General features: G+C 73.8%; 23 protein-coding genes. 13 read left to right on the plus strand and 10 right to left on the minus strand.

Going from position 1 to position 24379, the window contains the following annotated elements:
- Positions 1-45 precede the first annotated feature (45 nt).
- Positions 46-558, minus strand: a complete 513-nt coding sequence (locus tag ACTEI_RS09465) for a GAF domain-containing protein (protein WP_122977305.1) — start codon at positions 556-558, stop codon at positions 46-48.
- Positions 559-1071: 513 nt separating this feature from the next.
- Between ACTEI_RS09465 and ACTEI_RS09470 the strand changes: the two genes are divergently transcribed.
- Both ACTEI_RS09470 and ACTEI_RS37720 read left to right on the plus strand, forming a co-directional pair.
- Positions 1072-3858, plus strand: a complete 2787-nt coding sequence (locus ACTEI_RS09470) for an AbfB domain-containing protein (RefSeq protein ID WP_122977306.1) — start codon at positions 1072-1074, stop codon at positions 3856-3858.
- A gap of 279 nt (positions 3859-4137) precedes the next feature.
- Positions 4138-4995: a hypothetical protein gene (locus tag ACTEI_RS37720; protein ID WP_187645931.1), complete on the plus strand. Its 858-nt coding sequence runs from the start codon at positions 4138-4140 to the stop codon at positions 4993-4995.
- 3 nt (positions 4996-4998) lie between these two features.
- Here ACTEI_RS37720 and ACTEI_RS09480 read toward each other — a convergent pair whose 3' ends face one another.
- The gene (locus ACTEI_RS09480; RefSeq protein WP_239082338.1) at positions 4999-5913 is read right to left on the minus strand and encodes an endonuclease/exonuclease/phosphatase family protein; all 915 of its coding nucleotides are present in this window, start codon (positions 5911-5913) and stop codon (positions 4999-5001) included.
- A 38-nt stretch (positions 5914-5951) separates the two neighbouring features.
- On the opposite strand from ACTEI_RS09480, the gene ACTEI_RS09485 reads away from it, so the two are divergent.
- The 5 genes from ACTEI_RS09485 (at position 5952) to ACTEI_RS09510 (ending at position 10077) form a co-directional block, all read left to right on the plus strand.
- Positions 5952-6824, plus strand: a complete 873-nt coding sequence (locus tag ACTEI_RS09485) for an alpha/beta hydrolase family protein (RefSeq protein WP_122977307.1) — start codon at positions 5952-5954, stop codon at positions 6822-6824.
- Positions 6825-6828: 4 nt separating this feature from the next.
- The gene (locus tag ACTEI_RS09490; RefSeq protein ID WP_122977308.1) at positions 6829-7248 is read left to right on the plus strand and encodes a MarR family winged helix-turn-helix transcriptional regulator; all 420 of its coding nucleotides are present in this window, start codon (positions 6829-6831) and stop codon (positions 7246-7248) included.
- Between the two features lie 177 nt (positions 7249-7425).
- Positions 7426-8412 carry a hypothetical protein gene (locus ACTEI_RS09495; RefSeq protein ID WP_122977309.1) on the plus strand — a complete coding sequence of 329 codons (987 nt, stop codon included), beginning with the start codon at positions 7426-7428 and terminating at the stop codon, positions 8410-8412.
- Between the two features lie 265 nt (positions 8413-8677).
- Positions 8678-9205, plus strand: coding sequence for a pyruvoyl-dependent arginine decarboxylase (locus ACTEI_RS09500; protein ID WP_122977310.1), 528 nt, complete (start codon positions 8678-8680; stop codon positions 9203-9205).
- Positions 9206-9765: 560 nt separating this feature from the next.
- Positions 9766-10077, plus strand: coding sequence for an Rdx family protein (locus tag ACTEI_RS09510; RefSeq protein ID WP_122977311.1), 312 nt, complete (start codon positions 9766-9768; stop codon positions 10075-10077).
- A gap of 338 nt (positions 10078-10415) precedes the next feature.
- On the opposite strand, the gene ACTEI_RS09515 is transcribed toward ACTEI_RS09510, so the two are convergent.
- Together ACTEI_RS09515 and ACTEI_RS09520 are read right to left on the minus strand one after the other, a co-directional pair.
- Complete coding sequence (locus tag ACTEI_RS09515) at positions 10416-11345, minus strand: diacylglycerol/lipid kinase family protein (RefSeq protein ID WP_122977312.1); 930 nt, start codon at positions 11343-11345, stop codon at positions 10416-10418.
- Between the two features lie 62 nt (positions 11346-11407).
- The gene (locus ACTEI_RS09520) at positions 11408-12511 is read right to left on the minus strand and encodes an LCP family protein (RefSeq protein ID WP_239082337.1); all 1104 of its coding nucleotides are present in this window, start codon (positions 12509-12511) and stop codon (positions 11408-11410) included.
- 318 nt (positions 12512-12829) lie between these two features.
- On the opposite strand from ACTEI_RS09520, the gene ACTEI_RS09525 reads away from it, so the two are divergent.
- Entirely contained in the window at positions 12830-13819 is a 990-nt protein-coding gene (locus tag ACTEI_RS09525; RefSeq protein WP_122977313.1) for a glycosyltransferase family 2 protein, read from the plus strand.
- Entirely contained in the window at positions 13809-14930 is a 1122-nt protein-coding gene (locus ACTEI_RS09530) for a glycosyltransferase (RefSeq protein WP_122977314.1), read from the plus strand. The genes ACTEI_RS09525 and ACTEI_RS09530 overlap by 11 nt, the downstream gene beginning before the upstream one ends.
- Positions 14931-15034: 104 nt before the next feature.
- Here ACTEI_RS09530 and ACTEI_RS09535 read toward each other — a convergent pair whose 3' ends face one another.
- From ACTEI_RS09535 to ACTEI_RS09550, 4 genes are all read right to left on the minus strand, one after another.
- Positions 15035-16633 (minus strand): hypothetical protein, encoded by a 1599-nt coding sequence (locus ACTEI_RS09535; RefSeq protein ID WP_145830835.1) that lies wholly within the window; start codon positions 16631-16633, stop codon positions 15035-15037.
- Positions 16630-17493 carry a hypothetical protein gene (locus tag ACTEI_RS09540; RefSeq protein ID WP_122977316.1) on the minus strand — a complete coding sequence of 288 codons (864 nt, stop codon included), beginning with the start codon at positions 17491-17493 and terminating at the stop codon, positions 16630-16632. The genes ACTEI_RS09535 and ACTEI_RS09540 overlap by 4 nt, the downstream gene beginning before the upstream one ends.
- 37 nt (positions 17494-17530) lie before the next feature.
- Positions 17531-18574 carry a TerC/Alx family metal homeostasis membrane protein gene (locus tag ACTEI_RS09545; protein WP_122977317.1) on the minus strand — a complete coding sequence of 348 codons (1044 nt, stop codon included), beginning with the start codon at positions 18572-18574 and terminating at the stop codon, positions 17531-17533.
- A gap of 175 nt (positions 18575-18749) precedes the next feature.
- Positions 18750-19292 (minus strand): hypothetical protein, encoded by a 543-nt coding sequence (locus ACTEI_RS09550; protein WP_122977318.1) that lies wholly within the window; start codon positions 19290-19292, stop codon positions 18750-18752.
- Positions 19293-19894: 602 nt separating this feature from the next.
- On the opposite strand from ACTEI_RS09550, the gene ACTEI_RS09555 reads away from it, so the two are divergent.
- A complete protein-coding gene (locus ACTEI_RS09555) occupies positions 19895-21151 on the plus strand; it encodes a hypothetical protein (RefSeq protein WP_145830836.1) in 1257 nt (418 codons plus the stop codon).
- Positions 21152-21419: 268 nt separating this feature from the next.
- Here ACTEI_RS09555 and ACTEI_RS09560 read toward each other — a convergent pair whose 3' ends face one another.
- Positions 21420-22157: an MBL fold metallo-hydrolase gene (locus ACTEI_RS09560; protein WP_122977320.1), complete on the minus strand. Its 738-nt coding sequence runs from the start codon at positions 22155-22157 to the stop codon at positions 21420-21422.
- 73 nt (positions 22158-22230) lie between these two features.
- On the opposite strand from ACTEI_RS09560, the gene ACTEI_RS09565 reads away from it, so the two are divergent.
- The gene (locus ACTEI_RS09565; RefSeq protein WP_122977321.1) at positions 22231-22584 is read left to right on the plus strand and encodes a TrmB family transcriptional regulator; all 354 of its coding nucleotides are present in this window, start codon (positions 22231-22233) and stop codon (positions 22582-22584) included.
- 39 nt (positions 22585-22623) lie between these two features.
- Entirely contained in the window at positions 22624-22803 is a 180-nt protein-coding gene (locus ACTEI_RS09570) for a hypothetical protein (RefSeq protein WP_122977322.1), read from the plus strand.
- A 40-nt stretch (positions 22804-22843) separates the two neighbouring features.
- On the opposite strand, the gene ACTEI_RS09575 is transcribed toward ACTEI_RS09570, so the two are convergent.
- Complete coding sequence (locus tag ACTEI_RS09575; protein ID WP_239082336.1) at positions 22844-23713, minus strand: M15 family metallopeptidase; 870 nt, start codon at positions 23711-23713, stop codon at positions 22844-22846.
- 271 nt (positions 23714-23984) lie between these two features.
- Between ACTEI_RS09575 and ACTEI_RS09580 the strand changes: the two genes are divergently transcribed.
- On the plus strand, positions 23985-24377 hold the full coding sequence (locus ACTEI_RS09580; RefSeq protein ID WP_122977323.1) for an alpha/beta hydrolase: 393 nt from the start codon (positions 23985-23987) through the stop codon (positions 24375-24377).
- The last annotated feature ends 2 nt before the right edge of the window (positions 24378-24379 follow it).

Consider the following 24379-nt stretch of genomic DNA (forward strand, 5'->3'; position numbering starts at 1 on the left):
GCGACGCGGCCCGGACCGGGCGGCGGTCGCGCGGGTGAGCGGCCCTCAGCGAACGCTGTCGAGCACGGCCATGACCTCGGCGGCCCGCTGCTCGAGCCGGTCCAGGGTCGCCGGCCGGAACGCCTGCGGCGTCTCCGACATCACGCACAGCGTGCCGGCCACCACGCCGTGGGTGCGCAGGGGCACCCCGGCATATGCCCGGACCGTGCCGAACAGCGCCGACGGCGGGAAGAACCCCCAGCTGACCGCGTGCAGGTCGCCGATCAGCAGCGCGGTGTCCAGGTCGGCCACCCGCCGGCACGGCGCCCACCCGGCCGGCATCCCGCCCGAGGGGTCCAGCCAGGCCGGCGCCCCGGTCGCGGCGGCGAACAGCACCGCATCCTCGCGGACCAGGTTGATCCCGGCGATCGGCGCGTCGAGCTGCTCCGCGACGTCGTCGAGGAGCACCTGCAAGCGGTCGCGGACCAGCAGCCCGGCCAGGAACAGGTCGGTCACCGCGGCGGCGCGGGTGTCCACCAGCACGTCCAGGGAGCAGGTCTCGAAGGCCGCCACTGACATCGATGATCCTTTCAGCCGAGGGCGCGCCGGTCCGCCGCGTCGGGGGACCGGCACGTGAGACCCACGGTGCGCGGCACCGGGTGCCACCGGGTTGTGCCGCCGGGTGCGGCCGGGTTGCCGATGAAACCCCTTCCTCCGGGGTACGCCGGAAGGCCGCCGCGTATCTCGGGGTGCCGAGGCGGTCACGCATCGCTGACGTCCCGTTTCGCCGGCGTTACCGTTCGGGGTCTTGACAGATAACGAACGTCGATGGGTGAATGTGTTGGATCCTGATCGGACAAGTGTGTGGTCACCTAACTTTCGCGTGTGAAGCCGTTCGGCTTCGAGGGCCCCGTGGCCAACACGGCCAAGCAGGCTCCGGCGTCACCGTGCTCGGCACCCCCACGTCAACAGCAACCGGCACCAGGAGATCAGCGGCGCGTTCCTCGCCGCCGTGGTCGTGGCCCCGACGCTCGCGGCGCGGGCCCGGCGTACCCCATCCCCCGAAAGTCGCCCGACCTGCTAAGGAGTCGCATGCGCCACCTCGTCCTCCGTACGGTGGCCGCGCTCGCGCTGGTCGCCGGTGGTCTCGTGGCCACCGGCGCACCGGCCGCGGCCGTCATCCCCAAGACCCCGCCGCTCACCACACCCTGGACCGGCCAGGTCTCCACCACCAACCCGCTGCCGGAGTACCCGCGCCCGCAGATGACCCGAGCGGACTGGCAGTCGCTCAACGGCGAGTGGCAGTTCCTCAACCCCGGCACCGATGCGGCCGGCAACGTCGACCGCGACGCCGCCCCGCCGATCGGGCAGACGCTGCCGGAGCGCATCCTGGTGCCGTACCCGCCCGAGTCGGCGCTGTCCGGCATCATGCGCAACGACAACCGCGACCTGATGTTCTACCGCCGCACCTTCACCGTCCCGGCGGGCTGGGCCGGGCGCCGGGTGCAGCTGCACTTCGGCGCGGTCGACTACGAGGCCACGGTGTGGGTCAACGGCCGTCAGGTGGCCACCCACCGGGGCGGCTACGACCGGTTCGAGGCGGACGTCACCGACGCGCTGAACGGCGGCGCCAACGAGATCGTCGTGCGGGTCTACGACCCGACCGACGGCCGTGGGGAGGAGCAGCCGGCCGGCAAGCAGACCAACAACCCGAGCGGCATCTTCTACACGCCCACCTCGGGCATCTGGCAGACGGTGTGGCTGGAGCCGACCGCGGCCTCGTCGATCTACTCGGTCGACATCTACCCCCACATCTCCGCCGGGACGGCCACCGTGCGGGTGTTCACCCGCGGCGCCGTGAGCGGGCACAGCGTCCTCGCCGAGGCGCTCTCCGGCGGCACGGTCGTCGGCAGCGCCACCGGCGGCTTCACCGAGTTCACCGTCCCGGTGCCGAACCCCCGGCTGTGGTCGCCCGACGACCCGTACCTCTACGACCTGCGGGTCTCGCTGCGCAACGCCTCCGGCGCGACCGTCGACCAGGTGGTCAGCTATTTCGGGATGCGCGAGGTCGGCACGAAGATGGTCAACGGCGTGCTGCGGCCCACCCTCAACGGCGAGTTCGTCTTCCAGGCCGGCACCCTGGACCAGGGCTTCTGGCCGGACGGGTTGTACACCGCGCCCACCGACGCCGCGCTGGCCTTCGACATCCGCAAGCACAAGGACCTGGGCTTCACCATGGTGCGCAAGCACATCAAGGTGGAGCCCGCGCGCTGGTACCACTGGGCGGACCGGCTCGGCCTGCTGGTCTGGCAGGACATCCCGTCCGGCGGGGACGCCACCAAGACGGCCGCGCAGATCGCCCAGTTCGAGACCGAGGCCCGCGAGATCGTCGACGAGCACCGGTTCAGCCCGGCGGTGATCACCTACGTGCCGTTCAACGAGGGCTGGGGCGAGTGGAGCCTGGCCGAGACCCAGCGGCTCACCCGGAGCCTGGAGAGTCACGACCCGACCCGGCTGATGAACCCGCACAGCGGCTACAACTGCTGCGCCTCCCAGGGCGACCCGGGCACCGGGGACATCATCGACTGGCACGTCTACACCGGCCCGGACGCGCCCGCGCCGACCGCCGGCCGGGTGTCGGTCCTGGGCGAGTTCGGCGGGCTGGGGCTGCGCACGCCGGGGCACGAGTACAGCCCGAACGGGCAGTTCTTCGCCTACGAGCAGATGGCGAGCGCGGCACAGCTCAACGACCGGTTCACCGGGATGATCCGGGACACGCAGCGGCTGATGACGGCGAAAGGGCTCTCCGGGTTCGTCTATACCGAGATCGCCGACGTGGAGGGTGAATACAACGGCCTCTACACCTATGACCGCCGCGTGCAGAAGGTGGACACCGCCCAGGTGCGGGCCGCGCTGACGAACCTGATCAACGCGTCCCGTAACCAGAACGCGTCGGTTCCGCTGACCCTCGGTCACGTCCGGTCGTTCCGGGTCACCACGGCCGGGTACACCGACCGTCACCTGCGGCACGCCGACTCGCTGGCCCGTACCGACGTGATCTCCGGGGACACCGCGCGCCAGGACGCCTCGTTCCGGACCGTCGCCGGGCTCGCCCACCCGCGCTGCTACTCGTTCGAGCCGGTCAACTTCCCGGGCCGGTACCTGCGGCACGCCGACGGCCGGGTGCGTATCGACGCGGACACCGGTGGCACGTTCCGGGCCGACGCGACCTGGTGCTCGCGCCCCGGCCTGGCCGCCGGCGGGACCTCGTTCGAGTCGTACAACCACCGCGGCTCGTACCTGCGGCACGCCTCGGAGATCGTCCATCTCGCCGCGAACGACGGCTCGGCGCAGTTCGCCGCCGACGCCACCTGGAACGTCGCGGACCCGGCGCGGTGGCGCAGCTCGGTGCTGCTGCCGTACGACGTGCGGCGTTCGCTGCAGGTGACCACGTGGGGTCACACCGACCGCTACCTGCGGCACGCGGACAGCCTGGGCTGGACCGAGGTGGTCGGGGCGGGCAGTTCCGCGCTGCTCAAGCAGGACGCCACCTTCACCCTGCGGCACGGCCTGGCCGACTCCTCCTGCTACTCGTTCGAGTCGGTCAACTTCCCGGGCCGGTACCTGCGGCACGCCGCCAGCCGGATCCGCCTGGCGGCGAACGACGGCTCGGCGCTGTTCGCCTCGGACGCCACCTTCTGCGCCCGCCCCGGTCTGGGCGGCGCCGGGGTGACCTTCGAGTCGATCAACTACCCGGGCCGGTACCTGCGACACTTCGACTCGCAGGCCTGGCTGGCCGGCGGGACCGGATCAACCTGGGACCGGCCGCAGACGCTCTCCGCGGACGCCGGCTGGAACGTGGTCGCCGGCTGGGCGTGAGGCAGCGACGGGAGCGGGCGCCTCCGGGCGCCCGCTTCTGTCGGCTTCCGGCGTTCCGGCCCGGACCGGCGCCCGCGGGGTACGCCGGGGCCGGGAACCGGCGCCCCCAGGTCGCGCTGCTCACCGGTGGGTCATCGGCCGGACACCGGCGTGCCGCCGCTCCCGTGATCGTTGGTACAGCGGGTGGTCGCGGTGCGCGACGGTGTCCTACATTGCTGTTTCTTGGGCCCGTTCCGCCCGACGGCGGGCCGGGCTGCAGATAACCGAGGAGAGCCAGTCATGACCCAGGACCACACCCCGCCGCCGGAGCAGCACCCGTCCTCCGGCGGCCCCGTCCCCCCGGCCCCGGGTCCTGACCCGACGTACGGTCCGCCCCAGCCGGGGTACGGCCAGCCGCCGCAGGGCTACGGTGCGCCGCAGCCGGGGTACGGCCAGCCGCCGCAGGGCTATGGTCCGCCGCAGCCGGGGTACGGCCAGCCGCCGCAGGGCTACGGTGCGCCGCAGCCGGGGTACGGCCAGCCGCCGCAGGGCTACGGTGCGCCGCAGCCCGGCTACGGCCAGCCGCCGCAGGGCTACGGCCCGCCCCAGCCCGGCTACGGCTACCCGCCGGGGTTCGGTCCGGCCCCGATGGGCTACGGCGCTCCGGCCACCAAGCCGATCCTGGTCTGGATCCTGCTGGCCGCCGGCGTGCTCACGTTCCTGGGTTCGTTCCTGCCGTGGGCCACGGTCACCGCGCCGATCGTCGGCACCCAGTCGGCCTCCGGCATGGACGGTGCGGACGGCTTCTTCACCCTCGTGCTCGGTCTCCTGCTGGCGGCGTACGCGGGGTTCGCCCTGCTCCGGCGCCCGCTGCCGTCCTTCGCGCCGTGGGCGGCCGTCGGTGTCGCCGGCCTCCTGCTGGTGATCGCGTTCTACGAGCTGATCCATGTGCAGTCGGCGGCCGACGAGGTGAAGAACGTGCTCGGCGGCCAGGACGACCCGTTCGGCATCGGCAAGGCGTTCAGCGAGTCGTTCAAGGTCAGCACCGGCTTCGGCCTCTGGCTGATCACCATCGCCGCGCTCGCCGCCGTGGTGACCTCGGTGCTGCTCGCGCTCAACGCGCGCAAGGCGCGGACCGCGCCGCCGCAGCACTTCTGACAGCTACCCGACCTCGGCGGCGAGCGGCAGGTGGTCGCTCGCCGTCCGAGGCAGGGCGCGCAGCCGGGTCACCGTCATCGACCGGGCCAGCACCTGGTCGATCCGCGCGGCGGGCAGGGCGGCCGGCCAGGTGAAGGCGAAATCCGCGGGCGGGCCGGTCATGAGGCGGCCGATCGGGCGCAGCCCCCGGTCGTCGGCCGTGGTGTTCAGATCGCCGATCACGAGCAGCCGCGGCACCGGGTCCGCGGCGATCAGCTCGCCGAGCATGCGGGCGCTCTCGTCCCGCCGGGTCGAGGCGAGCCCGCCCGCGCCGATCCGTACCGAGGGCAGGTGGGCGACGTAGACCGCGACGTCGCCGCGCGGGGCGCGTGCGACCGCCCGCAAACCCCGGTTCCAGTCGGCGCCCAGGTCGTGCGGGCGGATGTCGACCGGCGCGGCCGACCTGAGCGGGAAACGCGACCAGAGTCCGACGGTGCCCTGCACGGCGTGGTACGGCAGCTCCGCGTCCAGCACGCCGGCGTAGGCCGGCACCGCCTCCGGGAGCAGCTCTTCCAGGCCGACCAGGTCGGGCTGCCCGGCCAGCAGCGCCCGGGCGGTCGCGGCCGGGTCCGGGTTCTCGTCGCTGACGTTGTGCTGCACCACCCGCAGCTCCGGGGTCCCGGGGTCGCCGGGCAGCAGGTGCCCGCCGAACTGGACCAGCCACGCGAGCACCGGCAGCAGCGTGGCCAGGGCGGCCGGGCGCGACCGCCGCCAGGCGGCCCCGGCGAGCAGCACCGGCACGGCCAGCCCCAGCCAGGGCAGGAACGTCTCGACCAGGCTGCCGAGGCGCCCGGCCGTGTTGGGCACCGCGCGGTGGCCGATCAGCACGACGGCGACCAGGACGGCGGGCAGGGTGGCGAGGAGACGGCGGGCGGGCACCCCGGTGATCCTTTCAGTCGTCCGCTATCTTATTTCGCATGCGAAATACCGAGACGGCGCGGATCCCGGTCCCGACCGGTGGCGCGATCACCGCCACCCTGTTCACGCCGGAGACCCCGGCCGCCGTCGCGGTCGTGCACCCGGCGACCGCCACCCCGCAGGGGTTCTACGCGTCCTTCGCCGGCTATCTCGCCGGCAACGGGATCGCCACGGTCACCTACGACTATCGGGGCACCGGCCGGTCCGGCCACCCCCGCAAGCACCGCGACCTGGGAATGCGCGACTGGATCGGGGCCGACGCGCCGGCCGTGGCGGCGTGGGCCGGGCAGCGGTTCGCCGGCCTGCCCCGGCTCGCCCTCGGGCACAGCCTGGGCGGCCACGTGCTCGCCCTCGGCGCCGGCGGCACCGACCTGGCCGCCTCGGTCATCATCGCGTCACACGTGGCCGCGCTGCGCACCATCCCGAGCCGCCGCGAGCGCGCCCGGGTACGGCTGATGCTGCACCTGGTCGGCCCCGCGCTCGGCCGGGTGCTGGGGTACGTCCCGGCCCGCCGCCTCGGCCTGGGCGAGGACCTGCCCGCCGCCGCGATGGCCGAGTGGGGCGGCTGGACGCGGCTGGACAACTACTTCTTCGACGACCCGACGATGCGCGCGCGGGAGCGGGCCGCCACCGTCACCGGCCCGGTGCTGGCCGTCGGCGCCTCGGACGATCCGTGGTCCACCCCGCCGCAGATGGACGCGCTCACCGGATACCTGACCGCGGCGGGCGTCCAACGGCGGACGTACACGCCGGCCGGCGCCGGGGTGCCGGTGATCGGGCATCACGGGCTGTTGCGGCGCTCGATGCGGGACACGGTCTGGCCGGAACTGCTGGCCTGGTTGCGCGCGCACGCGGCGAAGGCGTCAAGATGACCGCGTGCGCCTGCCTCGCCTGATCTTCCTGCTCTTCAACGCCGACCGCGCGGTCCGGCGCTGGATCGACGCCCGCTCCGGCGACACCGGGATCGGCGCGTCCGGCGCCGGGGTGCTGTTCTACCTGGCCGGGCACGAGAACGCGCTGATCGGCGACGTGACCGCGGCGCTGGGCGCGTCGCCGTCCGGGATGAGCGGCCTGGTCAACCGCCTGGAACGCGGCGGCTGCGTGAGGCGCTCGCCGGACCCGGACGACGCCCGCGCGGTCCGGCTCGCCCTCACCCCGCGCGGCCACACGGCGGTGACCCGCGCCCACGCCCTCGTCGGCGACCTGAACGCCCAGCTCACCGAGGGATTCACCGCGGAGGAACTGGCCGTGGTCGGGCGGTGGCTGGAGCGGGTGACGCGCTTGTCCGCCCGGTGAGGGACCGCTGGGACCGACCGGGCAGGGCGCCGCCGGCGTCGAGCTGCCGGGGGACGCCGGAGCCGGTCCCCGCTGTGGCCCGGTCACCGGGGAAACCACCGAATACCAGCTCATCCGGTGAGCGACAGAACACACTGGTCATCGCACCGATCAGCGATCGACCAGTGAGGAGAAGCCATGTTCCACCGTCCGCGCAGGAGCAGCGCGCTGATGGCCGTCATGCTCGGATCGTGCCTGGGCGCCGCCGGGCCATCCGCGCCCGCCCATGCCGGCGCGACCGGCGCCGTCAGCTGCCCGCAGCGCGACAGACTCATCACCGACCGGACCACGTCCTGCTTCTGGACCGACATCCAGATCCGCATCTTCAGACGCGTCAACGACGAACAGACCGGGTACGCCCGGTTCTCCCTGGTCTCGAATGCCGCCCTGAATCCGCGCAGCCGCCAGTGGACCCAGCGGCTCACCGTCACCATGCTCACCGCCGAAGGCACGGCCACCAGCGGCTTCACCGTTCAGGCCTCGGCGACCGCCCCGGACGACGACGCCTTCACCATCGGCACCTCACCCGCCCGTCAGCTCCGCAGGATCGGCGCGCCGGTGACCCTGGACTACCAGATCAGCGCCGTTCAGGACGACCTCGCCCGCAGCCGCGTCCAACCGGTCGTCGTCCTGCTGCCGGTGACCCCCACCACCGGCGACGTCCCCAGGTACGCGATGACCGCGGGGGCGCCGGTGGTCCGCTGCGACAACGCCAGCACGGTGGGACCGGACACCGGCGGCTGCGTCTACCCCGACTTCGTCCCCACCTACCGGGTCAGCGGCAACAACGCCATCGCGCAGGTCGCCGCACACATCCGGTGGGCTCAGCAGAACCTGCCGCACCACTGGGGCTGGAAAGGCCACGGGCCGGCCCTGACCCGGATCACCGACGTCGCCAAGGCCGGCGCCACCTACCGAGCCGCCTGCGGCAACCGCCGCCCCACCGCCGGCCAGTACTGCCACATGTACCCCTTCCCGGACACCGCCGAGGCCGCCTCGCCCGACTACAGTTGGCGCAACCTCGACAAGGTGCAGGCCAACCGCGAGATGGCCGACCTGCGGTTTCCCTGGTACGAGAAGAACCGCGTCATGGACGGCGACGAGTACTGGGTCGACGCCGGCTGATCCGCGCCGCGCGACGGACGCCGGTCGGCGGCCACGGCCCGAGCACGTGGGCGGGGCGCGCGCCGGCCGGACCGCTCCCAGCCGGCACGGAGCGCACCCGGCGCGGCCGGCCGGACGTGCCCCGGGACGGGGCGTACGCTGCCCGGCTCGTGACTTGAGGTAACGGTCGGTCATTTTCCTCGGTCTGCGCGGAGGATCGGCGCGGGGTACGGGAGTCGGCACACTGGGTGAGTACCCCGCCCCCGTATCTCGATCGAGGAGACCCATGGCTGACTCCGTCGTCTACGACCAGATCCCCGTCGTTCGCGCCACCGGGCGGGGCAGCACCTCGCTGGCCGCGTTCCACGACGCGCTGGTGACCATGGAGTGCGGTTTCTACAACCTCGTCCGCCTCTCCAGCGTCATCCCGCCCGGGACGTCGGTCGACCCGAGCGGCAAGGCGCCCGTCCCGGCCGGCGCGTGGGGCGACCGGCTGTTCTGCGTCTACGCCGAGCAGCACGCCACCCAGGTCGGTGAGCAGGCGTGGGCCGGCATCGGCTGGGTGCAGCGGCGTGACGGCCGGGGCGGCCTCTTCGTCGAGCACGAGGGCACCAGCGAGGCCTTCGTCACCGAGGCCATCAAGGCCAGCCTCCGGGACCTGGTGAAGGGCCACGAGGACGAGTTCGACGGCCCGGACTTCGTGGTCCACGGCGCGGTCTGCGACGGCGAGCCGGTCTGCAGCCTGGTCCTGGCCCCCTACGAGACCATCTCGTGGAAGGGCGCGCCGGCGGCCAACCCGCCCGCCATCAACTGATTCTCCCTGCCGGGTCCGTGCTCCCTGCGGTGCCCGGCAGTCCGAGCGGCGTCGAGCCACCCGTCCCTGTCCGGGGCGCGCGTCTCCGGGGTGCCCGGCAGTCCGAGCGGCGTCGAGCCACCCGTCCCTGCCCGGCCCGCGTCTCCGGGGTGCCCGGCAGTCCGAGCGGCGTCGAGCCACCCGCCCCCGCACGTCCGCGCGATTTCCGGCGGCCGGCCGCGCCCCGGCGGCCCGGTGATGGGTGATCAGCATCTGTGGTCCGAGGCCCCACCCCGACCGGGGTGGGGCCTCGACCGGCTTTCCGCCCGGCCGCACGTCGGTGCCGCCCGGAGCGGACGCCGTTCTTCGGGCTTGCCGAGCGCCGGGTGGAGGCCGGTCGGCATCCGGTCCCGGGCCGCGGCGCGGACCGCCGCGATGGTCTCCGGCAGCAGGACCGGCAGCGCGATCACCACCCCGACCACGGATTGCGGGATCCCCGCGTCGACCACGGCCGCTCCGATCTTCTGCGCCGATCCCGGACCCGCCGAGCCACCCCGCCGGGTCCGCCATACTCGATCGTTGTGACGAACCGGACGCCCCGCCTCGAGATCGAATACTGCACACAGTGCCGCTGGCTGCTGCGGGCCGCGTGGCTGGCACAGGAGTTGCTCACCACGTTCCCGCGGGATCTCGGTGAGGTGGCGCTGGTGCCGGGCGTCGGCGGAGTCTTCGAGGTCCGTCTGGACGGCGAGACCCTCTGGAACCGCAAACCCGACGGCTTCCCGGATCTGCCGCAGCTCAAGCGGATGGTCCGCGACCGGGTCGCGCCCGGCCGCGACCTGGGCCATTCCGACCGCAAGGACATCGCCCCGGCCCCCAGCCCCGAAGCCTGACGAGAACCCTCGAGGAGCGCGGCGCGAGGTGGCGACGGGCGGCTGATCGCCGTCGCCGTCGCCGGCAGCGGCGGGCGGTTGGCCGGCGTCGTGGCCGGGCGGCTGATCGTTGTTGCCGCCGGCAGCGGCGGGCGGCTGGCCGGCGTCGTGGCCGGGCGGCTGATCGATGTTGCCGCCAGCAGCGACGGGCGGCTGATCGTCGGCGCGGCCGGGCGGCGGCGGGCCGCTGACCGCGGTTGCGCCCGGGGAGTGATGCCGGCCGCCGCGCGGAGACGCCGGACGGAGCGCCGGTGCTCCCCGGGCGACCTGCCCGGGAGCACGCCGTGTGTACCGCAGGGTCAGAGGTCGGGGCTGTCGGCCGGGGCCATGATGCGCAGGGCGTTCGGATCGACCGCGATGCGCATCGGGGTCGCGCCGCGCGGCTCGCCGTCGACTTCGACGTGGGCGGGATGGTCGGTCTCCAGCCAGAGCTCGCCGACCGCGAGGAACGGGTGGTCGCGCAGGCTGCGGCGGTGGCCGGTGGCCGCGTTGCGGGCGGTTTCGCGCAGCAGCTCGCGCCGGGAGGGGCCGCCGACCGGGTACGCCACCAGCAGCCGATCGTCGGCGTGCGCGTCCGCGGTGATGGGGCGACCGGCATGGAAGCCGCCGTTCGCCACGTACACCTGGTGGGTGTGCAGGCGCAGCTCACGGCCGTCGGCGCGGATGGTGGCGCGCAGGGGGCGGTGCCGGGCCAGCAGTCCGAGCGCGGTGATCGGATAGGCGAGCCGCCCGGCCAGCCGTTTCAACCGCCCGGGCACCTTGATCATCACCTCGGCGGACAGTCCGATCCCGACGTGATTGGTGAACGGCATGTCCCCGGCCAGCCCCAGGTCCACGTCGATCACCTTGCCGTCGGCCAGGGTGCCGACGGCCGTGTCGAGGTCGGGCTCGATCCGTACGGTACGGGCGAAGTTGTTGGTGGTGCCCAGCGGCAACAGCCCGAGAGCGACGTCCCGGTGCGCCAGCATCCGTCCGGCGGTGCTGATCGTGCCGTCGCCGCCACCGGCGATCAGCAGGTCCGGTCCCCGGCCCAGAGCGTCCTCCAGCACGGGCTCCAACTCGCCGGATCGCTCCACCCCGTACGCCCCGAGCAGCTCGAATCCGGCGGCGAGCAGGCGGGCGTGCGCGTCCTCGTAGAGTTGCCGCCCGCGACGTGAGCGGGTGTTGACGACCAGCGCCGCCCGGCGATCACGCCGGATGTCCTCGGTGAGCCGCTGCTTGCTGCGCACACCGTCGACCCTATCCGGCACGGCTCCGACCCGTGTGAGCCGGAACCGCGGCCCGGTAGGTGTCACACCGTGGAGATGAAGGCCGGGTGGCTCAGCAGGAAGTTGTCGATCTCGTCGCGCTTGATCGCCCGCAGCAGATCCATGCTGTCCGGGCTGAGGATCTCGACGCTGCCGAGGCCGGGCACCGTCCTGGAGTTCAGCTTGCCGGCGTTGGTCTTGATGGTGACCAGCTTGTCGGGCTTGAGACTGCGCATCCCCAGCGCCCAGTCGACCAGCTCGATGCCGCCCTTGTCGACCGTCATCGACTTGCCGAACGCATTGATCAGCTTGGGCAGCTTGGTGGGTGAGTCCAGGCCGTCCTTCACCGCCTGCTCGATGATGGCCTTGAAGAACTGTTGCTGGTGCCGCTGCCGGCCGTAGTCGAGCGAGCCGTCGCCGAGCAGGTCGCGCTGGCGGACGAAGTCGAGCGCGTCGGCCGGGGTGAAGCAGTGCTTGCCCTTGGCGTAGAAGTTCGGCTTCACGCCGTCGATCCTGTCGCGGATCGTGCCGTCCTTGTTGATGACGAACGGCGCCGCGGGCTTGCCGTTGCGGTCGGTGCCCTTGTGGATCGAGGTGGTGTCGGTGTCGACATACATGCACACCTTGCCGAGCACCTTGACCACGTCGCGGAAGCCCTGGAAGTCGATGATCGCCCCGGCGTCCGGGGTGATCCCGGTCAGCTCCTTGACCGTCATGGTGAGCAGCTCGAACCCGTGCTGCAGCGCCACCTTGCCCTTGAGTCCGCGGGTGCCGAAGGCGAACGCGGCATTGATCTTGGCTTTTCCGCCGGCCCATTTCTGCGCGGTGTTGTCGTAGGCCGGGATGGTGACGTAGCTGTCCCGGGGAAGGGAGATCAGATAGCCGCTCGAATGGTCCTTGTTGATGTGCAGCAGGATGATCGAGTCGGAGCGCAGCGGCTCGCCGTTGATCTGGTCGGGTCGCTGGTCGATGCCGACGAGAAGGATGTTCTTCGCGCCGTCCAGGTTCGCGGTCCGCTTCTCCTCGACCGGTTTGGCCGAGCCGAGCAACTCCTCCTGGCCGACGGCGGACGTGGCCGCGGCCACCGTCGCCTTCAGCCCCACCGCGCCGCCGCCACCGGCCACCAGCAGCGCCGATCCGAGGACCACCGTCCAGAATGCCCACCGGGGTGAGCGTCGCCGGCGTCTGCTTGTCCTGCGCAAGGCGGTCTCCTCGTCTCGAGCGGTCATGCCGTCCACGTCGATCCAGGACGGTCGTTCCACCCATGAAGACGGGCGCCGCACGCCGAAAGATTGCCTCCGCGACATGGAATTCCGCTGAGCGGAAGTTGGCGGCTCGCTGAACGTCGATCCGATCGCCGTGCGTTGCTTGCCTGTTACTCCCTAACCCGCCGATTTCTGTTCACTGCCGCGCCGCCGGGGGCCCCTAGCGTCCAGATCAACATTCCCCGCCGTAAGCGAGCAGCCATGTCCCCTGAGCCGGATGTCAGTGTGGTCATCCCGACGTGCAACCGGCCGGAACTGGCCGTACGCGCGGCGCGCAGCGCACTCGGGCAGACCCATCGCAACCTCGAGGTGATCGTCGTCGTCGATGGGCCCGACGACGCCACCACGGGGGCCCTCGCCGGGATCGCCGACCCGCGGCTGGAGGTGCTCGTGCTGCCACGGCGCGGCAAGGCGCCGAACGCCCGCAACGCCGGGGCCCGGCACGCCCGTGGCCGCTGGACGGCGATGCTCGACGACGACGACGAATGGCTGCCCGGCAAGCTCGCGGTGCAGCTGGAGCTGGCCGAGGCGGCCCGGTCCGAGGCGCCGATCGTGGCCTGCCGGATGATCAACCGGACGCCGCGCGCCGACTCGGTGATGCCCCGCCGGCTGCCCGCCCCGGGCGAGCCGATCAGCGAGTACTTCACCGTCCGGCGGGGCCTGTTCTACGGCGACGGCTTCATCCAGACCTCCACCCTCCTGGCGCCCACGTGGCTGTGGCGTAAGGTGCCGTTCACCGTCGGGCTGCGCCGCCAGCAGGAGCTCGACTGGGCGTTGCGGGCCCTGCGCGAGGAGGGCACCGAGCTGATCTACGCGAGCGAGCCGCTGGTGCTCTGGCACCAGGACGAGGACCGCGAGCGGATCAGCCTGGAGAACCCGTGGCAGGAGCAGCTGGAGTGGCTGCGCGACAACCGCGCGCTGTTCACCCCGCGGGCGTACGCCGCCTTCACCCTCAGCGTGCTCAGCTCGATGACCGCGCCGACCCGCGACTTCGCCCTCTTCCGGCAGCTGCTCGCGGAGGCTCGCGGCCACGGCCGGCCGGGGGCCCTGGACTACCTCACCCACCTGCAGATCTGGGCCCTGCCGCCGGGCCTGCGGCGCCGCCTGCGCGACCTGGTCGTGGGCCGCCGCACCGGCGGCGAGCCGGCCCCGGCCGAGCCCGCCCGGCCGGTCCCCGCCGATGCCGACTGAGCGCCGCGTCGCGATCTGGCGCAGCGCGATGCTGCCCGGATCGGAGACGTTCATCCGCGGTCAGGGCGATGCGCTGACCCGGTGGACGCCGACCTACGTCGGCGCCACCCGGATCGACTCGGCGCTGTCGCGCCCCGACGACGTGATCGCCTTCCCGGACGGCCGCGGCTTCCTGCGGCTGCGTCTCACCGGGACGTCGCCCCGGCTGCGGGAAACCCTTTCCGGGGTACGGCCGGATCTCGTGCACGCCCACTTCGCCGGCGACGGCTGGCTGGTCAGCCACTCCGCCCGGCAGCTCGACGTGCCGCTGGTGGTGACCGTGCACGGGCACGACGTCACCCGCCAGCCGGCCAGTCCCGGCGCCAAGGGCGTGCGCTACCGCCGCAACCTGCGCACCGTGTTCCAGCGGGCGGCCCTGGTCGTCGCGGTCTCCGAGGTGATCCGCGAGCGGGCGGTCGCCTGGGGCGCCGACCCGGCGAAGGTGCGGGTGCACCACACCGGGGTGCCGGTGCCACCGGCGGTGCCGATGGTGCCGAAGCGCTGGGACGTGGTGTTCGTCGGCCGCTTCGTGGCCAAGAAGGGCATCGACGACCTGCTCACCGCCCTCGCGTCGATCGACTCCCCGCGACCGCGCGCGCTGTTCATCGGCGACGGCGAGCTGATGCCGGCGATGCGGGCGCGGGCCGAGCAGCTGCGGGTGGACGCCACGTTCGTGGGCAGCCGGCCGCCCGACGCGGTGCACCGGCACCTCGCCGAGTCCCGCATCCTGGCCTGCCCGTCGAAGACCGCGCCGGACGGCGACACCGAGGGCCTGCCCACCACGCTGCTGGAGGCCGGCGCGCTCGGCCTGCCGGTGGTTGCCACCCGGCACAGCGGCATCCCGGAGGCGGTCGTCGACGGCGCGACCGGCCTGCTCACACCGGAGGCCGACCCGGCCGCGCTGGCCGGCTCGCTGACCCGGCTGCTCGGCGACGCGGAACTGCGCCACCGGCTGGGCGCGCAGGCCCGCCGGCACGTCACCGCGCACTTCGACCTGGTCGAGCAGACCCGCCGCCTGGAACGGCTCTACGACGAGGCCAGCACGGACGCCCGGCTGACCAGCCGGCGCTGACCACGCGTGCCGCGCCGGCGGGGCGCGCCCGCGTGGCGCGGTCCGCGCCGCGCGTCGGCGCCGCGCCCGTCCGGGAACCGGCGCCGCGATGCGGCCACCGGCGGTCAGCCGTCCGGGCGGAGGCGGCGCAGCGCGGCCCGGGCCACCCGCTTTCCGGTACGAAGCCCGCCGGCCACCACGGTCGCGGCCCGGCCGGGCGCGGTCGCCTTGAGCGCCGAGATGATCCGGTTGGCGCGGATCAGTTCGGCGTCTCGCCGGGCCGCCCGCCGCTCGTACCAGTCCGCCTGGGCACGGGCCTCGGCCAGCTCCCGGCGCAGGCGATCCCGCTGCGCCACGGTCTCGCGCAGGGTGGGTGGGCCGTCGTGCGCGTCGGCGGCACGGTCCGGGGCGACCCGGCCGGCCATCTCGGCCAGCAGCGCGGTGACCTCGGACTCGTCGGCGGGCGTGGGCCACAGGTGGCTGAGTCCCTCGTCGAACATCGCCCGCGCGAACCGCCGCAGCGCCTCCCCATCGCGCCGGGAACCGGCAGGTCCGGCTGCGGTGTCTTCAGCCGTGGCGACTTCAGCCGAGGTGGGTTCCGGCGCGGCGGGTCCGGCGGCAAGGGGGGCGGGCGCGTCCAGCGGGCGGCCGAGCCCGTGCAGCAGCCCGTCCGGATCGACCACGATCTCGTCGGCGTCGACCCCGGCCAGCGCGCCGGCCTGCCATGCCGTCAGCAGTCCGCGAAACGCCGGATGGTCGTGGCCACGCGCGGCGGCCAGCAGCACGTCGTGCAGGCATCGCCCGGCCGGCACCACCCGGGCCGCGCCCGCGCCGACGCGCAGCCAGCCACGGGCCGGGTCGTGCTCGACCCGGTCCACCCCGGCCGGTCCGGTGCCGATCAGGGCGCCGGGCAGGTCCGGCCGCGCCGGGCCACCGGGCCGGGTGGCGACCACGACCCAGCCCGGGGCGGTCGGTCCGGCCAGCCCGGCGTGGAGCAGCCGCATGGCGATCGGCCGCGGGTCGGCCAGCAGCGGGGCGGCCGGGACGAGCGCCCGGCGCAGCGTCGACTGGAGCAGGCCGCGCATCCGCGGGTCGGCGAGCAACTCCGCACCCAGCAGGGCGGAGGGCGCGTCCGGGGACGGGAAGGCGGCGTACCCGCGCAGCACCTCCAGCCCGGCGGACCGCACGGCGGCGTGCAGCTCGGAGAGGCTCACCGGGCGGGTCGGATCGTCCTCGGCGGGCGCCGGCCACTCCGTGACGCCGGGCTCGGCGGGCAGCGCGACCAGGCGGTGCAGGCCGGCCGGGTTGGGCAGGCCGAGCAGCAGGCGGCCGCCCGGGCGGAGCACCGCGAGCAGCCGCGCCAGCGCCTGCGACCAGGGTAGTTCGGGGGACTCGGTGGAGCCCGTCCGGTCCAGGCCGTCCAGGGCCAGCACGGTGTCGAACTCCGGCTCCGCGGCCAGCTTGTCCAGGCTGCCGCACCACACCCGTACGCCGGGGCGGGTCGCGTACCGGCGGGCCAGGGCCTCCGCGTCCGGCGTACCGCGTACCAGCAGGGTCAGCTCGCCGGCCGTGAGCGGATCGACCACCTCGGCCCCGTGCGGTCCGACGACCAGCGTGCGGCCGTGCGCCGCGGCGGCCAGCGCGGCCAGCACGGCGCCGCGGGCCCCGGTGTCCACCGGTTCCGACCAGTGCGGCATCTCGCCGCCGAGCAACCGCACGCTCATCGACCTGTTCCTTCCGCGACGGGGGTGGGCGCGCCGCCGGCCGGAGGGTCCGGCCAGTGGAAGAGCCGGCGCAGCTCGGCGGGGGAGCGCAGCCGGTCGGCGCCCAGCTCGGTGACCGCGACGGCGTGCGCCGCCTCGGCATCGACCCGAGGGCCGTGCAACGCGGCCCACTGCCGCTCGATCCGGCTCTGCCCGCCGAACGCCGAGCGCTCGCCCCGCAGCCGCATCGGATCGCCGTAGACCGCCGGCTCGCAGCCGGCCAGGATGCCGTAGAACACCGCGCTGCACAGCCGGTTCGACGCGACCCGGCGGTGTCTGCGCTGCTCAGCGAGCTGCCGGTAGAGGAAACGCGGATCGAGATCGGTGTACCACCCGCCGCGGTAGCCGTGACAGATCACCCGGAACCCGGCCTGCTCGTACCGCCGGCGCAGACGCGGCGTCCGGTACTCCTGCCAGTAGAGGCAGACCGTCACCGGCCCGGTCTCGGTCGCCCGGATCTCCTCGATCAGCCGGCCGTGGTCGCCGACGACGTGCTGCCCCTCCCAGCCGTGGAACGGGTACCAGATGGTGCCCTCGCGGCGCGCCGGCTCCACGGGCGGCTCCATGGCCAGCAGGTACGCCCACGGCGCGCCGACCACGTGCACCGGCCGGCGGCCCAGCGACCAGGCCCGGCGCCGGGTCGGCTCGCTCCACACGAACAGCGGGATGCCGGGCGTGAACTCGTGGTCGGGCGCCATGCCGTCGCCGATGTTCCAGCCGTGCTGCAGATACCCGCGGATCTCGTGTACGTCGGCCGGGTCCAGTCCGCAGTACCGGGCCAGCACGTGGGAATGCCCGTAGTAGTGGTTGGCGTGGTGCACGACTCTCCGCGGCGGGGAAGGGCTGAGGCGAGCGCCATCACACACGGTCCGGGCGTCCGGCAGGCGAACTTCCGGTGACCGCGGAACCACCGCGACCGGGACTTCCCGGGTCGGGCGGCCCGGTGCGCCCCGAGCGCCGGTTGGCGATCAGGCTGGTCACGGTGACCGTGACCAGCACCCCGGCGATCACCGCGAGGGAGAGGGCGGTCGGCACGTCCGGCACGGCGTCCGGCCATTGCTTGTGCCCCCAGTGCAGGATCAGCTTCCCGCCGATGAAGGCCAGGATCACCGCGAGGCCGTAGTCCAGGTGACGCAGCCGGTCCAGCACGTTGCGCAGGACGAAGTAGAGTGCCCGCAGGCCGAGCAGGGCGAACGCGTTGGTGGCGAAGACCAGGTACGGGTCCTCGGTCACGCCGTACACCGCGGGCACCGAGTCGACGGCGAAGACGATGTCGGTCATGAACACCGCGACCACGACCAGGGCCAGCGGGGTCAGGGCACGGCGGCCCGCGTGCCGTACGGTCAGCGCCGCGCCGTGGTACTCCGCGGTCACCGGCAGCAACCACCGGACCAGCCGTACGCTCCGCAGGTTCGCCACGTCGACGGTGTGCTCGCCGCCGCGCGCCGCGTCCCGCAACACCTTGCCCGCCGTGCCCAGCAGCACCGCCCCGAACAGCAGGAACGCCCACGCCCCGGAGTGCAGCACGGCCGCCCCGAGCGCGATGAACACCGCCCGCAGCGCCAATGCCCCGGCGATGCCGTAGAGCAGCACCCGCTGGGCCAGGGCGGCCGGCACCGCGAACGCCCCGAGCAGCAGCATGAAGACGAACAGGTTGTCCACCGACAGGGACTTCTCCACCACGTAACCGGTGAGGAACTCGACGGCCGGGCGTGGACCGTACACCTGCCAGACCAGCACCCCGAACGCCGCCGGAAGCGCGAGATAGAACAGCGACCAGCCGACCGCCTCGCGCATCCGCACCTCGTGCGGCCGGCGGGTGACGGCGAAGTCGGCGGTCAGCAGCACGACCAGCACGGCGACCGTGATCGCCCACAGGCCGGGCGAGGCGATGGAGGACATCGATCTCCCTCGGACAGTTGTCAGCGTCCGAGGTCTCTCTCACCCGCGCTGGTGATCGGGCGGACGAGCGGGGGCGTGACCGCACACCCGTGATGACCGCAGCGTCCCGGCCGGAGGTACTCCCCTCACCGCATAGGATATCCGGCCGATCCGCTGATCAGTATCGCTCCGGTTCTCAGCAACGGTCGAAGTGCCGGGCCACCGCGCCCAGCCCCAGGGCCAGCGCCGGCCCGGGCAGGCGGGACGCCGCCCCGTAACGGTGGCCCGGATGGTTCCCGTCGATCAGGTCCTGCCACAGCGCCGCCACCGGGTCGTCCGTCGCGGCCAGCTTGTGCCCGGCCGCCAGCAGCAGACCGGCCAGATCGTTCTGCTGGCGCAGCCGCTGCTGCTCGAAGATCCGGCTCCACTGCAGCAGCGACAGCGAGCCCTCCGCCGAGTCCGGCACCGTCTCGTCCAGCATCGGCAGCGGCCGGGCCGCCGCCCACGCCGCCAGCTGCGCGCCCGTGACCCGCCCCGGATCGCCGTCCGCGCTGCGGGCCAGCGCGTACGACAGCAGCGCGGTCGTCTCCACCAGCAGGTGCTGCACCGGCACCAGTCCGGGCGGGTCGAGCCACCAGTGCTCCGGCTCCAGCAGCTCGGCGGTGTGCCGGGTGGCCGCCCGCCACCAGCCCTCGTCACCGGCGGCCAGCGCCTCGGTGTACGACCACAGGAAGGTCACTCCCCGTGCCTATCAGCGGCGTTCGACGCGAGTCAATCACGCGAAGGCCTGACCGGGTGCGCCGCTCGGTACCCGGTTCCGGGAACGGTCCGGGCCACTGCCGGTTCCCGGTGTTTGCGGGTGTCCGTCGGCCCTGGGGTGTTCGGGGCGTTCACGCTGCCGGTTCCCGGTGTTTGCGGGTGTCCGTCGGCCCTGGGGTGTTCGGGGCGTTCACGCTGCCGGTTCCCGGTGTTTGCGGGTGTCCGCCGGCCTCGGGTGTTCCGGGCGTTCACGCTGCCGGTAGCGGCGGGGCGAGGTGGTTCCGCGGGTTCGATCGTTGCCGAGATCGGCGGAATCCGGCAAACCGCTCCTTAGCTGCTAAAGCTCGCGTTTAGTGTGATCGAATGGAGAAGAAAAGGCATAAAACGGCCATCGTTGCTGTCGGCTTCCCGCTCGCCTCCGTGTTTGTCGCCGGGCTCGGCCCGACCATGCTGACGGTCGGCCTCGCCCCGCCCCGTCCCGCCGCGGCCACCGTCGCGACCCCGGCGCACGACTCCGCCGGGACACGGGCGCGGGCCGTGATTTCCGACGGGGTCGCCGTGGGGTCGGCCGGGGTGCGGGCCGTGATTTCCGACGGGGCCGTCGTGGGGTCGGCCGGGGTGCGGGCCGTGGTTTCCGACGGGGTCGCCGTGGGGTCGGCCGGGGTGCGGGCGAGCACCCGGACGCCGGTGGAGGCGGCGGCTCCCGGCGGCCCGGGGGCCACCGGGGCGGGCTGGACCCCGGCGAAGAACGCGGCGCTGGCTCAACTCCTGACCGACGCGGTCGCGCCCTCGCTCACCATCGGCTCCGCGCGGCCCGGCGCCGGACTGCTCCGCGGGTCGGCGCCGACCACCGCGGCTGCCCCCGATCCCCGGCGGCTCAAGGCCGCCCTGCTCACCGCGGCCGATCTGCCCGCCGGGTACGTGCCCATGCCGGACGCCCTCAAAGCCTTCAACGACACCGGCTCCCCGATGGGCCTCTGCGGCACGGTACCCGGTGGCCCCGCCGACCGGCCCAGCGTCCCGGACCGCCCGGTCGCGCCCGGCGCGCCGCTCGGTCCCGGTCTGCCGGCGCGCCCGGCCCCGCGCGGCAACGGGCCCGCGCCGATCCAGGTGGGCACCCCGGCGGTCCCGTCGGCGGTGCCCGGTGGCGCTCCCGCGGCCCCGTTCGCGGCTCCGTCGGCGGTGCCCGGCAGCGCTTCCGCGGCTGGACCCGGTCGCCCGTCGGCGGTGCCCGGCAGCGCTTCCGCGGCTTCGCCCGATGCCCCGTCACCCGCGCCCGGTGGCGCGTCCGCGACCCCGGCGGTCCGGCCGGGACATCCGTCCGTGGTCTCGTCGCCCGCGGTCCCGTCCACTTCGCCGAGCCATTCTTCCCCGGTCCCGTCCACTTCGCCGAGCCATTCTTCCGCGGCCCCGCCCGCGGCCTCGGCGAAGCCCGCTGACCGGACGGTGCGGACCGCCTTCATGAGGGGGGAGACCGGCCCGGTCCTGATCGAGGTGATCAACCCGGTCGGCGACCGCGCGGCCGCCGACATCATCGCTCAGGTGGCCGAGGCGCCGCGGCGTTGCCCCGCCTACGACGAGGGCCGGCCCGGCGAGCCGGACGCGCTGCACATGGCGACGTATGCGCTGGACGTGCCGCGCTTCGGCAACGGGGCCGCGGGTGTGCGCTTCGAGGTCGTGACGACCAGCCCGCGGGTCACCGTGCACGGCAAGATGATCGCCGTGTCGGTGCGGGGCACCGTGGTCACGGTGGTGCTCGCCAACCTGGAGGAGCCCGGCCGGCACGAGCTGGAGGCGATCACGCGGATCGCCGTACGCAAAGTCAGTCAGCAGAAATAGCCGGATCCGGCACGCGGCGCGGCGGCGGGCGAAGCCCACGCCGGTCCGGCGCGGGCGGCGAGCACGGCGTGCCGGGTCGCCGGGGCCGTGGCTGATGTCCGCGCCGGGTCGCCGGGGCCGGGGCTGATGTCCGTGCCGGGTCGCCGGGGCCGTGGCTGATGTCCGTGCCGGGTCGCCGGGGCCGGGGCTGATGTCCGCGCCGGGTCGCCGGGGCCGTGGGCTGGGAACCGGCCGTACGGGCCGGACGGCGTCGCCGGGCGTCACGGCCTCATCCGGATGCGGCGAGTTTCTGCAGCGCCTCCTTGGCACCGGTGGTCAACGGCGCGCCGTGCCCCGGCAGGATGACCTTGACGTCCAGGCCGGCCAGCTTCTTCACCGAGGCGGCCGCCGCCTTCTCGTCCGCGGTGTATTGCGGGTTGGCGCCCTGGAGGCCGTTCTCGGTGCGCAGCGCGTCGCCGGCGACCAGTGTCCCGGTCGACGGGTCGAAGATCGAGACGTGGCCGGCGGTGTGCCCCGGCGTGCCGATGATCTGCAGGCCGAACACCTCGTCGCCGTCGGCCAGTGAGGTCAGCGCCCGGTCCGAGACGATGGTCGCCGCGTCCTGGGCGCCGGCGTAGACGGTGGCTTTCACCCGCGGCTCCACCTCGGCCAAACCGCCCGCGTGGTCCGGGTGGTGGTGGGTGAGGATGAGGTGTTTCACGGCCGACCAGTCCGCGCCGGCCGCGGCCAGCCCGGCGGCGATCGACGCGCCCGATCCCGCGGTGCCGGTGTCCACCACCGCCACCTCGCTGCCTCTGAGCAGCAGGTAGGCCGAGACGAAGCCGAGATCGACCCGTTGCCAGCCGCCCGTCCCGCCCGCCGCGGACGGGGGTGCGGACGCCGGCCGGCCGGCGGACGGCGCGGAGGACGAGGACGAGCAGGCGGTCAGGGTCTGCACCACGGCCAGGCCGACCACTCCGGCCCCGGTGGTCACGAACAGACGGCGGCTGATCCGATGAGCGGTCATCACCCATGCTTAGCGCAATCGCCCGGCAACCGGCAGCTATGCCCGGACATTCAAACCTGCCTATAGTTCAGGTATGCCGGTCCAGCGCCTGGTGGGGCACCTGCGCGAGCTCGGATTCTCACCGTACGAGGCACGGTGCTACGCCGGCCTGCTCGGCGCCGGCCCGCAGACCGGGTACGCGATCGCCAAACTCACCGGCGTGCCCCAGCCCAAGGTGTACGAGACGCTGCGCCGGCTGGTCGCCCGGGGCGCCGCCGAGCAGGCGCCCGGCCCGCCGATCCGGTTCACCGCGGTCGACCCGGAGGCGCTGCTGGACCGGATGGCGAGCGCGTACGCCGCCTCGATCGCGGGCGCCCGCGCGGCGGCCGCCGAACGTGTGCGGAACGTGGCGGCGAGCGCGATGCCCCTGGGAGCCGTTCCGTCGTAGCGGGAACGACCGCTGGGCGACCTCGAAGCCCGGTCCGACGTGGCCGGTCCGCTCGTCGTCCTGCAGTGGATCGCCGCCGTCGGCCTGGGCGTGGTGGTGGTCACCCTCCGGCTGCCCGCCCGGCGCCGGCTCTCCGGGCCGGCCGAGCGGGTCTGTCTGCTCAGCACCAACCTGTGGTTCCTCGTCGCGGCGCTGATGCCGGTCCGATGGGCGTGGTGACGAGCCGGCGGGTCGTCAGCGCCCACGACGCCGGGCCGGCTCAACGGTTGTTCGGGCTGAAGTGCATGTAGTCCTTGAGGCTGTGCCAGCGGCCGCCCCAGGCCAAGCCGTTGGTGGTGAAGGCCCGCTCCGCGCCGCCGTCGTGGATCATGCCGGGGCGGTAGGGGCCGCGCGGGATCCACGGCTCGCTGTGCGGCGGGTCCAGGTAGTCGCCGCGGATCATCGGGTTCTGCCGCGGGTTCACGTCGATGGCCAGGCCGTACGCGTGCTGGGACCACCTGTTCGTGCCGGCCACGGTGCGGCACTCGTAGCCACTGGTCAGCACCGTCCGGTCGGTGAGGCCGGGCAGGTTCACCGAGGCCGGCTGCATCACCATGACCGGGAAGCGCCAGGCGTAGAGCAGCGCGAACGATCTGCGGGTGGCGGCGACGATCGAGCGGTGCACGATCAGGTTGCCGTCGTGCACGACGCCGTCGTAGTCGGCGTAGCGGACCCAGACCCGGCGCAGCGAGGACGCCGGTACCGGGCACTCGCGGTCCGGGTCGCCGTTCGCCTCGGTCGCGGTGACCGTCTCCACGCGGCTGCGCCACGGCGGTCGCGCCTGACCGGGAGCGGACAAGCGCAGCGCGCCGTCCGGGCGTGGCACGGATGTGCCGGTGAGGCCGTTCCACCGCCGCAGCTGCGCGACGGTGACGCCGTGCCGGTCCGCGATGCGGGAGAGCGTGTCCCCGGGCCGCACGATGTACGTGGCCGGCGAGGAGTCGAGCGGGGCCGCGACAAGTGGGGCGGCAGCCGGCAGGGCCACGGCAGCCGAGGCGGCGGCCGGCAGGATCACGGCAGCCGAGGCGGCGGCCGCGGCGGGCACCGGGGACGGGAGCAGCGCGAGCGCGGCGAGCAGGCGTTCCAGCACGGCATCCAGCGTCCGGTCCGGGGTGTGGCCGCGCAGGCGAATGCCCGTGGATCGCCCCGGAAGGCGGACCCGGCGCCGGGCGTGAACCGGCGGGGCCGGGATGCGGGCCGTCCGGCGTACGCGACAATCGCCGGACCGCACCGCTTTCGTCACCAATTGAAATCATTCGACGAAGTTGCCCGGAGTCCGGCGGCATCCGTTTCGATGAGCGGCATGAAGCGTCGCCCCGCCGGTCCCCGGCCACATCGCCGGCACCGTCTCGGCCTGCTGGATGACCACGCTCGCCGGCATGACGGTGCCCGGCAACGACCCGCTGCGCGGCCGGTCCGCGTTCTCCGTGCTGCATCCCGGGCTGTACCGGTACCTGGACATCCCGGACGTCGCCTCGCTCGCCGCGCCACGCCCGATGTACCTGGCCGGCGGCGCGGGCGACCCGCTCCTCCCGCCCGCGGGTGTCCAGGCGGCGTACGCCGAGCTCCGCGCGGTCCGGGCCTCGCAGCACGCCGGACGCCGGCTGCGCACCCGCGTCTGGCCCGGTCCGGAGCACGTCCTCGCCCCGCCGATGCGGGATGCCGCGTTCGACTGGCGGGACGCCCGGTCGCGGGAACGTTCAGTTTCGCGGGCCGCCGGTCGATCAGCACAAGTGCAGACTGCTACGGAATGAGT

Source organism: Actinoplanes teichomyceticus ATCC 31121, assembly GCF_003711105.1.
In the GTDB taxonomy this organism is placed as follows: Bacteria; Actinomycetota; Actinomycetes; order Mycobacteriales; family Micromonosporaceae; genus Actinoplanes; species Actinoplanes teichomyceticus.

What these genes read in the sequence shown, in the direction of transcription:
- ACTEI_RS09465 (WP_122977305.1), bottom strand. Translation starts at nt 558, where the DNA reads ATGTCAGTGGCGGCCTTCGAGACCTGCTCCCTGGACGTGCTGGTGGAC.
- ACTEI_RS09470 (WP_122977306.1), top strand. Translation starts at nt 1,072, where the DNA reads ATGCGCCACCTCGTCCTCCGTACGGTGGCCGCGCTCGCGCTGGTCGCC.
- ACTEI_RS37720 (WP_187645931.1), top strand. Translation starts at nt 4,138, where the DNA reads ATGACCCAGGACCACACCCCGCCGCCGGAGCAGCACCCGTCCTCCGGC.
- ACTEI_RS09485 (WP_122977307.1), top strand. Translation starts at nt 5,952, where the DNA reads ATGCGAAATACCGAGACGGCGCGGATCCCGGTCCCGACCGGTGGCGCG.
- ACTEI_RS09495 (WP_122977309.1), top strand. Translation starts at nt 7,426, where the DNA reads ATGTTCCACCGTCCGCGCAGGAGCAGCGCGCTGATGGCCGTCATGCTC.
- ACTEI_RS09500 (WP_122977310.1), top strand. Translation starts at nt 8,678, where the DNA reads ATGGCTGACTCCGTCGTCTACGACCAGATCCCCGTCGTTCGCGCCACC.
- ACTEI_RS09525 (WP_122977313.1), top strand. Translation starts at nt 12,830, where the DNA reads ATGTCCCCTGAGCCGGATGTCAGTGTGGTCATCCCGACGTGCAACCGG.
- ACTEI_RS09530 (WP_122977314.1), top strand. Translation starts at nt 13,809, where the DNA reads ATGCCGACTGAGCGCCGCGTCGCGATCTGGCGCAGCGCGATGCTGCCC.
- ACTEI_RS09535 (WP_145830835.1), bottom strand. Translation starts at nt 16,633, where the DNA reads ATGAGCGTGCGGTTGCTCGGCGGCGAGATGCCGCACTGGTCGGAACCG.
- ACTEI_RS09545 (WP_122977317.1), bottom strand. Translation starts at nt 18,574, where the DNA reads ATGTCCTCCATCGCCTCGCCCGGCCTGTGGGCGATCACGGTCGCCGTG.
- ACTEI_RS09560 (WP_122977320.1), bottom strand. Translation starts at nt 22,157, where the DNA reads ATGACCGCTCATCGGATCAGCCGCCGTCTGTTCGTGACCACCGGGGCC.
- ACTEI_RS09565 (WP_122977321.1), top strand. Translation starts at nt 22,231, where the DNA reads ATGCCGGTCCAGCGCCTGGTGGGGCACCTGCGCGAGCTCGGATTCTCA.
- ACTEI_RS09580 (WP_122977323.1), top strand. Translation starts at nt 23,985, where the DNA reads ATGACCACGCTCGCCGGCATGACGGTGCCCGGCAACGACCCGCTGCGC.